The sequence below is a fragment of the Rothia sp. HMSC062F03 genome, from assembly GCF_001836905.1.
In the GTDB taxonomy this organism is placed as follows: domain Bacteria; phylum Actinomycetota; class Actinomycetes; order Actinomycetales; family Micrococcaceae; genus Rothia; species Rothia mucilaginosa_A.
The window spans coordinates 24909-34814 of the sequence record NZ_KV830861.1 but is presented as its reverse complement, the minus strand read 5'-3'; the positions used below and the strand labels follow the sequence as shown (position 1 = coordinate 34814).

The following is a 9906-nucleotide window of genomic DNA, read 5'->3' as shown; positions in this document are numbered from 1 at the left end:
CACGGGGTTGTTCTTGGTGCGGCGGGAGAGCACCTGCACGACGCGGCGAATCTCGGAATCACGGCCGATGACCGGGTCGAGCTTGCCGGCGCGGGCAATGGCGGTCAGGTCGGTGCCGTACTTTTCGAGCGCCTGGAAGGTGCCTTCGGGGTCGGGGGTATCCACGGTGCGGTCTCCTCGGACGTTGGGGATGGTCTGTGCGATGAGGTCTGCGGTAGCGCCGAGCTTGTGCATTGCTTCAGCGGTGCTATCGGTTCCGCTGGCGATGCCCAGCAGAATCATTTCGGTGGAGACGTAGGTGTCCCCGAAGCCCTGTGCGCGGGTCTGCGCAGCCTGCAGGGCGGAAAGTGCGGAACGGCTAAAGGAGGCGTTCTGCACGGAGGAGCCAGATGCCTTGGGCAGCTTCTTGATTTCTGCGGAAGCAGCCTCGGAGATGGCGTCTACATCCAGGCCTGCTGCCTTGAGCACGGAGACTGCGATGCCTTCGCGCTGGTCCATGAGGGCCTTGAGGATGTGCGCGGTTTCAATAGTGGGGTTACCCGCCGTTTGCGCATTGGTGTTAGCGGCGGAGATAACTTCTTGACTCTTGGTCGTGAACTTAATATCCATGGTGTCCTTTCGTATTTCGAGGGGTTTATCCTATGTGTCCCTGCATTACATAACTTGAGTCTACTCCGCTCAACTATGTTTCGCAACCCTCTTGCAAAAAATTTTTTCGTATTTTTCACCCCGCCCCATACCCCTGACCCCCAAGCAAAAGCCCCCACCAAAACTCTCTGTCAAAGCCCCCACCAAAACCCCCAGTCGAAGCCGCATTGCTATACTGACCGGATTGGGCGCTTATAGGTTCCCATAACAGCTAAAGATTGGGGACCCCACATGAAAATACTGGTTCTCGGCGCAACCGGCCGCACCGGCCGCCTCTTCATCCACAAAGCCCTCGAGGAGGGGCACTCGGTCACCGCCTACGTACGCAATCCCGATAAGGCGCTAACACTTTTGGGAACCCACCCGAACCTCACGATTACTCCCGGCGACCTCAACGATACCGAGCGGCTCACCGCAGCCTCCGCAGGGCAGGACGTCATGGTCAGCATCCTGGGCCAGAAAACCACGGTACGAGAGTTTCTCTCCTCCACGTTCATGCAGGAGCGCCTGCCCCTCATCATGGAGGCGGTCACGGGCGCAGGCGTGAAGCATTGCGTTCTGATGAGCGCCTACGGTGTGGGCGATACGGTACGGACCGCGTCCCTGCCCATGCGCCTGGTATGCAAGGCCATCATGCGCGGCATTTTCACCGACAAGGTTAAGGCGGACGCCCTGGTTGCCGAGTATCAGCCGTATATTTCGCGTGCTCATCCGGGCAGACTAACCGATAAGCCCGGTAAGGGCGGAGTGAAGGTATTTGATATGGCGAGCGTCGAGCGAACTCCGGGTATCCCCACGATTGCCCGTGAAGACGTCGCCGATGCGCTACTCACTATCGCCAAGAACCCCCAGAATGCGGGCACAGATTTTCTGGTGACGACTGGGGACGCTGTCCTACGCTCGCCTCAGAAATAAACCGGTAGGCTTAATGACATGACGACTACGAACACCTTCCCCGCCGCCATTCTCTTCGACCACGACGGAACTCTCGTCGATACCGAACCCGTATGGGCCGCCGCCAAGGTTGCTCTCACCGCAGAATTTGGTGGCACCTGGACCGAACAGGACACCCTCGATTGCCTGGGCCTATCCATGCAGTTCACCCTGGATCGCCTGCGTGAGCGCGGCGTAAACCTGCCCGACGAGCAGATTAACGATTTGCTCGTGGACAAGGTACGTGAGGCCCTCTCGCATTGCGAGGTTGAATTTCTGCACGGCATCGAACCTTTCCTGCGCGAGGTCCGCGACGCGCACATCCCCGCAGCCATCGTTACAAATGCGACCACTTCCATTGCACGCCGCACTGCCAACGCCGCCCCCGAGGGTACTTTCTCGGCCATTATTGGTAACGACGAGACCACCCACCCCAAACCCAACCCGCAGCCCTATCTGCTGGCCGCGGAGCGTCTGGGTGTTGATCCGACTCAGTGCGTGGCGATTGAGGACTCCCCCTCGGGTGTGCGCAGTGCAACCGCGGCGGGTATGCGCGTGATTGTGGTGCCGGGTGAGCTGGAGGTTCCGGCGGAGCTGGGTACCGTGCGCATGAACCACGAGGAGCTGAATCTGGAGGCGGTTCGCGCCCTGGCGGACCGTTAGACAGTTTGCAGCCGACCCACCCCATGACGATTTATTACGAGTTACTCATAATAGTGATTGACATTGGGCCCACCGAGTGATTAACTCGATAGTGACGATTCGACCCGGGCGGCAGTGACCACCAAAGCAACCCACCACGGGCCGAAACGAACCGCAACAGCACAACGCAACATCCCAAAGGAGAACGCTATGGCATTCGCAAAGTACACCGCTCCCGGCCTGACCCTCGAGACCGGTAAGGAACTCTCCAACGTCCTCCAGGCTCGCCTGCACGACCTGAACGACCTGCACCTGATTCTGAAGCACGCTCACTGGAACGTGACCGGCCCCGGCTTCATCGCAGTTCACGAAATGATTGACCCCCAGGTCGACACCGTTCGCGAGTTCGTCGACGCCATCGCAGAGCGTATGGCCACCCTGGGTGCAACCCCCAACGGCCTGGCTGGTGCCCTGGTCGCACAGCGCACCGTTGAGGACTACCCCGTTAATCGTGCACGCGTTGCCGACCACCTGCATGCCCTGAACGACGTGTACACCCGCGTGATTGAGGCTCACCGCAAGGCACGGGCCTTCGCTGGCGAGACCGACCCCATCACCGAGGACCTACTGATTGGCCAGATCGCCGAGCTGGAGAAGTTCCAGTGGTTCATCCGCGCATTCCTCGAGAACAGCGCAGGCGAGATTTCCGAGTAAATCCTAACCAATTCAAGCCAATCAGCCGGTCATCGCCAGATTCATTCCGGCCGCTACCGGCTGATTGGGCGCCCCGGCCCGCTATCCGGGGTGTAGATGCTTACCTTCGGGCGGGCGTCCCCACGCACCATGTGGGGACGCCCGCCCGTTTGCGTACCCGCGCCACTGCCCCCCCTCTCCCTCGAAGTCTCTCAAGGTGCTGCTCCGGCGCCTCGACTTGGGCAGATTCCTTGATACAGGGGCACCTAAAAGTACGTTACGGCGAAGTTCAACACCCGGTGGAGCCGTCCTAGATTTCCGATTCCAAGTGCTTTACAGTGGTTCACTGGTCAACACAGATTTGAACGCATTATCAACGTATGCGGGGCCAGATACCCCGCACGCACCGCATCATGCGGAAGGGATTTATGAGTACGCACGCACCCTATGAGCACGGCACTGAAACCGAGATGCTCCAGAACGAGCCGGCACGCCACCGGGCAGTTACCGACCCGACCCCGGCGCAGATTAAGCGTTGGCGCCGTTACCTGGCCGACGAGGAATCCGAGGCGCGCATCTATCGCTACCTGGCGAAGCGTGCCGAGGGTACCGACCGCGAAATTCTGCTGCAGGTGGCGGAGGCGGAGAAGCGTCACCAGCAGCATTGGCGTGACATGCTCGGTGAACACGCGGATGTTCACGTGCGCCCGTCCATGCAGTCCCTACTCCTGCAGTTCTTGGCGAAGAACTTCGGTTCGGTGTTCATTCTGGCGATGGCTCAGCGCGCCGAGTCCCGCTCCCCCTACGCTGAGGATCCGGACGCCACCGAGGAAATGGCGGCTGATGAGGCGATTCACGAGGAAATTATCCGTGCCCTGGCGACCAGTGGCAGGGAGAAGCTTTCGGGTAATTTCCGTGCGGCGGTCTTTGGCGCTAACGACGGTTTGGTGTCGAACCTGGCGTTGACTATGGGTATTACTGCCTCGGGCGCATCCAGCTCAATGGTCCTGCTCTCGGGTATTGCGGGTCTGCTGGCGGGTGCACTGTCGATGGCTGCGGGTGAGTTTGTATCTGTGCGTTCTCAGCGCGAGCTGCTGGATGCCTCCCAGCCGACCCAGGTGACCCTGCGTGTTGCGCACGATTTGGATTTGGACTCGAACGAGCTGGAGCTCATTTACCGCGCCCGCGGCATGGAGCCGGAAGCGGCGCATCACCGTGCGATGGAGCGTTTCGGCTACTTGGATTGTGACTGCGATCCGTCGCTGTCTCACCGCGAGGATGAGGATCGTGAGGAGAATGTGGCTTTGGGTACCGATATTGGTGCCGCCGCTGCGTCGTTCGCGTTCTTTGCTTCGGGTGCGCTGGTTCCGATTCTGCCCTATATCTTTGGCTTGTCGGGTGTGTTCGCGATGGTGCTGTCTCTGCTGTTCGTGGGTGCGGCGCTGGGCTTCACCGGCGGCGTGGTGGGCCTGCTTTCGGGTGCTTCCCCGCTCAAGCGCGGTATTCGCCAGATTCTGATTGGCTTTGGCGCTGCGTTCGTGACCTATCTGCTGGGTCTGGCGTTCGGCACGACGGTCGGCTAGTTGCAACACCCCCCCAATAAGCTCTCAACAAGTGTATATAGCCGCTCTGGAATTCGTTTTCAAGCATTTGAGAACTATACAGATGCAGAAATCCCCCGGTGGATACATTCAGTGTATCCGCCGGGGGTTTTCTATATGCTCTTAGCCCGTATGAGGGGTTGATCTATTACGGGTGAATCTCCGCGGTGGTGGCCTGACCGGAAACGCTCTCCGAACCGCTCGCGCCGTTGCCGGAGTAGGTCAGGTTAGCGACCTGCACGCTGGAGGTCTGCTTGTACGAAACCCAGCCGTCGTTTGCCGGGAAGCGCAGCTGCGCCGGCATGAAGTTAGTCTGGCTGTAGTACTTGGTGCCGGACTGCTTCATGGTGTACGCCTTGCTGGTGGTGTAGACGATACGACCCTTGAAGGTGTAGGTGCCGTCAGAGTTTTTGGTGACGGTCGGTACTTCTGCGGTCCAGGTGCCGGCGGTCTGTGCCACGGACAGGTACTTTGCCTGGCCTGCGGAGGCTACCAGTTCGGTGGTCTTACCGGTCAGCTTGCGACCGGAGGGGGCCCATGCCTGGCCGTTGATCTTACCGAACTTAAGGAGCGACTGGGCGCTGGCGGCGACGGTGTACTCAACCTCGGTCACGAAGGTCGCACCCGCTGCGAGGGTGACGCTGCTGCCGGGGATGTAGCCGGTGCCGGTTGCGGTGTCCTTGGTCGGTACGGACCACCAGAAGCCGCTGGAGGACATGTAGGCGCCGTTTGCGCCGGTCTGGGAGTTGGTGACGGGGGTGAACTTACCTTCGCCGTTGACGTAGGTTGCACTCTTGGGCTTGGAGGTTGCGTCGTCCCAGTTGATGTCGGAGTCGGGGGTGCCGGAGGCGGTGAAGTGCACCTCGGGGCTTGCCGGGTTGATGGTGCCGGTGTTGTTGGAGGATGCGTAGCCGACGTAGCCGCCGTTGTTCTGCACGCTGACGTACACGCCGTACTGCACACCGGGGGTTTCCTTGGATGCTGCGTAGGCGGGCACTGCTGCGGAGGCTGTGACGACGGGTGCAGACCAGACGCCTGCCTTGGCGATGGTGCGGCGAGAGATGGGTTGAGTCATGAGTGTAGTGATCTCCTGTGAGTGGTGGTGTTTCTTGGAGCCGTCAAGAATGATTCTGACTAGGCTCGATGTCCTCAAGTATACAAAGGTTATGGTCGTACTTACATCTTTTTGTGGCACTGTGTGCACAAGCTTACTTTCTGTCGCAAGTTCTACCGCTCTGGTTCAAACATCTCAAAAGCGCCCTCAAATCCCAGCGCTATTCGACAGCTGGAGCGGCTCTACCCCGCCTCTTTTCCCCGGCGCATCCCCAGCGCCTCCAGTATTTTCCAGCGAGCTGTCCCGGTTGAGTTCCCGGTTAAAGCACAGATGCCGGTAGCCTCATGGACTACCGGCTTCTGCCGCATTTATATGCTGTTTACTTCGCTGCGAAGATTTCGCGCATCAGGTTTGCAGCCTCGGAGGGGGTCTTACCGACCTTCACGCCTGCTGCTTCCAGAGCTTCCTTCTTCGCCTGAGCAGTACCGGAGGAACCGGAGACAATAGCGCCTGCGTGACCCACGTTCCTACCAATATCGATATAGAAGACGTTCCTTATAACAAGACTCAGGTTCCTTAGTCACAGGTACCTCAACAAGACCTTTCTTGGCTATCAATTCCTCAATTTCAGTATGAGGATGATGAAACGTATACCCTGGATCCGAATGCACTACACATTCCACCCTAGTTCGAGAAAAAATATTATAAAATTTGTCATTCGAGTTATTTTCTGAGCCATGATGAGGGACTGTTAAAACCCGTATACGATTTATCCTTTCCTGCCCCAGATTAACTCTAAGTTCATCAATGTTTAGAGGGTCCTTTAGCCGGGCATCACCTGTCCCTAACCAACCCCCAATATATTTTGAATTATCATTCTCAATGCGATAGTAAAAACTCTCTCGATAATGTTCATCTAAATTCTTGTAATCTACAATAATTTGCCGCCCTTTACTTACACGATGCACACGACAATAATTTTCACCGGAGCCTGTAAGATTATCAGCAGGACCACTATAGAGGATAACCGAGGAGGAATTGAATATATCTTTGCAATTAACTCCATGTGCCTCCTTCATACGTTCACAAGTCTTTGCATATACTTTCTTAAGTTTAATCCAGTCATTACTTAGATCACTAGCGGTCATTTTATTCAAATCTTTACAATTCCTACCAAATTCTACCCTGTAGGAATTTTTAAATTCCTCAACGAACCCATCTTTAACAGATTCTTCTTCACCAGCATATAAAGAGAAATGAAGAAACTCCCACAATTTGTAGGGCCAGCGTTTCACTTTAGATGTATCTTTATTTATATCAAAATATTCAGTAGATATATCTCTTGAGGACTCGACAATCTCTACATCCCCCAATTCTTCTTCTAGGAACTGTATATCATAATCCCCTGCGCGATTAATTGCATTTACAAGAGAAGAACGGGGGGTCAGAGGATCTCGTCCTTCCAGCATCCTGCGGCCACTAGGAGAATCCAATGCAAGCATTATCTTTTCAATTTTACTCATATATGGAATTACAATTTTCTTGACGTCAAATGATTCTATTAATTTTGATACGCCATTTACATGATCCCTATCAAGATGAGAAATGACCAGTAAATCAATTTTCGCCTTATCTTTGCTATTGGGATTCAATTTTTTACATAAACCATCTACATATACAGGAATCCCATCCGCACCACTAACCGATCCACAATCATAAACACACACATATTTTGAATCCCCCAACCCTCTAATAATCTGGGCACTAAAAGTACCTTGACCAATCGGGTAATGATAACGTTCTACACTAATTTTCATTCCTGCACTCCTTATATCTAAAAGCTAATAGAGAATAAAATAACCCCGGCAAACAAACATCGAATGTTTATCTACCGGGGTCATTTATATAGCTAGGCTATAACTACTTCGCTGCGAAGATTTCGCGCATCAGGTTTGCAGCCTCGGAGGGGGTCTTACCGACCTTCACGCCTGCTGCTTCCAGAGCTTCCTTCTTCGCCTGAGCGGTACCGGAGGAACCGGAGACAATAGCGCCCGCGTGGCCCATGGTCTTACCCTCGGGAGCGGTGAAGCCCGCAATGTAACCAACGACGGGCTTGGTCACGTTTGCCTTGATGTACTCTGCAGCACGCTCCTCAGCGTCACCACCGATCTCACCAATCATGACGATTGCTTCGGTCTCGGGGTCAGCTTCGAAAGCTTCCAGAGCGTCGATGTGGGTGGTGCCGATGATGGGGTCGCCACCAATACCGATAGCGGTGGTGAAACCGATGTCGGAGAGCTCGTACATCAGCTGGTAGGTCAGGGTACCGGACTTGGAGACCAGACCGATCTTGCCCTTGCCGGTGATGTTCGCCGGGATAATGCCGACCAGGCACTCCTCGGGGGAGATGATGCCGGGGCAGTTGGGGCCGATGATGCGGGTGATCTGCTTGCCGTTCTCGTCCACGGATGCCTTAGCAGCCGCCCAGAACTCTGCGGAGTCCTGAACCGGAACGCCCTCGGTGATGACGACGACGAGGCCAATCTTAGCCTCGATAGCCTCGAGCACTGCTGCCTTGGTGAAGGCCGGGGGAACGAACACGATGGAGACGTTCGCACCGGTCTTCTCCATGGCCTCAGCCACGGTACCGAACACGGTCAGCTCGATGTCCGAGCCGTCCTTTGCCTTGTGGGTGACGGTAGTGCCGGCCTTGCGGGCGTTCACGCCGCCCACAATGTTGGTGCCTGCTGCGAGCATGCGTGCGGTGTGCTTGGTACCCTCGCCACCGGTGATGCCCTGAACGATGACCTTGGAGTCCTTGTTCACAAAGATAGACATATTACTTCCTTGAAATCCTTTGCTGGCGATTACGCCTTGTGAGCGAGCTCTGCTGCCTTGTCAGCGCCGGAGTCCATGGTCTCAGCCAGAACAACCAGCGGGTGGTTCGCCTCGGAGAGGATGCGGCGACCCTCAGCAACGTTGTTGCCGTCCAGGCGCACAACCAGGGGCTTGGTTGCTGCGTCGCCCAGAATCTCCAGAGCCTTCACAATGCCGTCTGCCACTGCGTCACATGCGGTGATGCCGCCGAAGACGTTCACGAAAACGCTCTTGACCTGCTCGTCGCCCAGAATGATTTCCAGGCCGGCAGCCATAACCTCGGCGGACGCGCCGCCACCAATATCAAGGAAGTTAGCGGGCTTGACGTTGCCGTGGTTCTCACCAGCGTATGCAACGACGTCCAGGGTGGACATAACCAGACCTGCACCGTTACCAACGATGCCGACCTCGCCGTCCAGCTTCACGTAGTTCAGGTCGAACTGCTTTGCCTTAGCTTCCAGCGGGTTCTCAGCGGACTTGTCCACGAGAGCCTCGTGCTCGGGCTGGCGGAATTCTGCGTTGTCGTCCAGGGAGACCTTGCCGTCCAGGGCCAGGATGGTGCCCTCGGGGGTCAGAACGAGGGGGTTAACCTCAACCAGGGTTGCGTCTTCCTTGCTGAAGACCTCACCCAGCTTGACGAGAACGGGAACAACCTTCTCCTGCAGTTCTGCGGAGAAGCCTGCTGCCTTCACAATCTCCTCGGCCTTAGCCTGGTCCAGGCCGACCAGCGGGTCAACCTCAACCTTGGCCAGCGCCTCGGGACGCTCAGCTGCCAGCTGCTCAATTTCCATACCGCCTTCAACCGAGCACATTGCCAGGTAGGAGCGGTTTGCACGGTCCAGCAGGAGGGAGAAGTAGTACTCTTCAGCGATGTCTGCGCCGTCGGCGACCAGCACGCGGTGAACGGTGTGGCCCTTGATGTCCATGCCGAGAATTGCCTTAGCGTGCTCGTAAGCCTCTTCGGGGGACTTTGCGAGCTTCACGCCGCCGGCCTTACCGCGGCCGCCGGTCTTAACCTGAGCCTTGATGACGGTCAGGCCGCCAATTTCCTCAGCTGCTGCCTTTGCTTCTTCAGGGGTGGTCGCAACAATGCCCTTGAGCACGGGAACGCCGTGCTTGGCGAAGAGCTCGCGCGCCTGGTATTCGAAAAGGTCCACAGGTGTCCTTCTTCTTCGAAGTGGTGCCGAGCGCGGTGTACGCTCGGCCTGGTCATTAGAGGAGTATTCCCCATGTGCCCGCTACGGTGCGATAGGGGTCTCTCGCACCCGGCGCACGCGCATCATTGACGCGGGGAATTTCTCTCGTTTCTACTCTATCGGATTCGGCGTGAGCTCGCACTCACGGAGCCCGAAATACGGGATTTTAGCGACTTAGGTCACAGATATTGCGGGGTGGATATCACCGCGTATCGCATGCCGGGAAAAGGTTTAGGAGCCCTGCACCTAAAGCGCGCGCAAG

The 9906-nt window shown here is 56.7% G+C and carries 9 protein-coding genes and 1 pseudogene; 4 read left to right on the top strand and 6 right to left on the bottom strand.

Annotated elements, in window-relative coordinates; translation table 11 throughout:
* A partial coding sequence (locus tag HMPREF2674_RS00175; protein WP_305793682.1) for a Clp protease N-terminal domain-containing protein occupies positions 1-609 on the bottom strand: 609 nt, incomplete at its 3' end.
* 270 nt (positions 610-879) lie between these two features.
* On the opposite strand from HMPREF2674_RS00175, the gene HMPREF2674_RS00170 reads away from it, so the two are divergent.
* The 4 genes from HMPREF2674_RS00170 to HMPREF2674_RS00155 all read left to right on the top strand — a co-directional run bounded on the left by HMPREF2674_RS00170 (position 880) and on the right by HMPREF2674_RS00155 (position 4499).
* Positions 880-1563, top strand: a complete 684-nt coding sequence (locus HMPREF2674_RS00170; protein WP_049331571.1) for an NAD(P)-dependent oxidoreductase — start codon at positions 880-882, stop codon at positions 1561-1563.
* A gap of 18 nt (positions 1564-1581) precedes the next feature.
* Positions 1582-2244 carry an HAD family hydrolase gene (locus HMPREF2674_RS00165; RefSeq protein ID WP_070824508.1) on the top strand — a complete coding sequence of 221 codons (663 nt, stop codon included), beginning with the start codon at positions 1582-1584 and terminating at the stop codon, positions 2242-2244.
* Between the two features lie 189 nt (positions 2245-2433).
* Positions 2434-2937: a Dps family protein gene (locus HMPREF2674_RS00160; protein ID WP_070824507.1), complete on the top strand. Its 504-nt coding sequence runs from the start codon at positions 2434-2436 to the stop codon at positions 2935-2937.
* 407 nt (positions 2938-3344) lie between these two features.
* On the top strand, positions 3345-4499 hold the full coding sequence (locus tag HMPREF2674_RS00155; RefSeq protein WP_070824506.1) for a VIT1/CCC1 transporter family protein: 1155 nt from the start codon (positions 3345-3347) through the stop codon (positions 4497-4499).
* A gap of 166 nt (positions 4500-4665) precedes the next feature.
* Here HMPREF2674_RS00155 and HMPREF2674_RS00150 read toward each other — a convergent pair whose 3' ends face one another.
* From HMPREF2674_RS00150 to sucC, 5 genes and pseudogenes are all read right to left on the bottom strand, one after another.
* Complete coding sequence (locus HMPREF2674_RS00150; RefSeq protein ID WP_070824505.1) at positions 4666-5592, bottom strand: amino acid oxidase; 927 nt, start codon at positions 5590-5592, stop codon at positions 4666-4668.
* Positions 5593-5950: 358 nt separating this feature from the next.
* Positions 5951-6103: pseudogene (locus HMPREF2674_RS09200) on the bottom strand (succinate--CoA ligase subunit alpha); the annotation flags it as partial.
* A complete protein-coding gene (locus HMPREF2674_RS09195) occupies positions 6099-7388 on the bottom strand; it encodes a ComEC/Rec2 family competence protein (RefSeq protein ID WP_141761769.1) in 1290 nt (429 codons plus the stop codon). The gene HMPREF2674_RS09195 and the pseudogene HMPREF2674_RS09200, both read right to left, overlap by 5 nt.
* Before the next feature lie 103 nt (positions 7389-7491).
* Positions 7492-8409 (bottom strand): succinate--CoA ligase subunit alpha, encoded by a 918-nt coding sequence (gene sucD, locus HMPREF2674_RS00145; RefSeq protein WP_049331561.1) that lies wholly within the window; start codon positions 8407-8409, stop codon positions 7492-7494.
* A 29-nt stretch (positions 8410-8438) separates the two neighbouring features.
* On the bottom strand, positions 8439-9605 hold the full coding sequence (sucC, locus tag HMPREF2674_RS00140; RefSeq protein WP_049331559.1) for an ADP-forming succinate--CoA ligase subunit beta: 1167 nt from the start codon (positions 9603-9605) through the stop codon (positions 8439-8441).
* Positions 9606-9906 lie beyond the last annotated feature (301 nt).

What these genes read in the sequence shown, in the direction of transcription:
- HMPREF2674_RS00170 (WP_049331571.1), top strand. Translation starts at nt 880, where the DNA reads ATGAAAATACTGGTTCTCGGCGCAACCGGCCGCACCGGCCGCCTCTTC.
- HMPREF2674_RS00165 (WP_070824508.1), top strand. Translation starts at nt 1,582, where the DNA reads ATGACGACTACGAACACCTTCCCCGCCGCCATTCTCTTCGACCACGAC.
- HMPREF2674_RS00160 (WP_070824507.1), top strand. Translation starts at nt 2,434, where the DNA reads ATGGCATTCGCAAAGTACACCGCTCCCGGCCTGACCCTCGAGACCGGT.
- HMPREF2674_RS00155 (WP_070824506.1), top strand. Translation starts at nt 3,345, where the DNA reads ATGAGTACGCACGCACCCTATGAGCACGGCACTGAAACCGAGATGCTC.
- HMPREF2674_RS00150 (WP_070824505.1), bottom strand. Translation starts at nt 5,592, where the DNA reads ATGACTCAACCCATCTCTCGCCGCACCATCGCCAAGGCAGGCGTCTGG.
- HMPREF2674_RS09195 (WP_141761769.1), bottom strand. Translation starts at nt 7,388, where the DNA reads ATGAAAATTAGTGTAGAACGTTATCATTACCCGATTGGTCAAGGTACT.
- sucD (WP_049331561.1), bottom strand. Translation starts at nt 8,409, where the DNA reads ATGTCTATCTTTGTGAACAAGGACTCCAAGGTCATCGTTCAGGGCATC.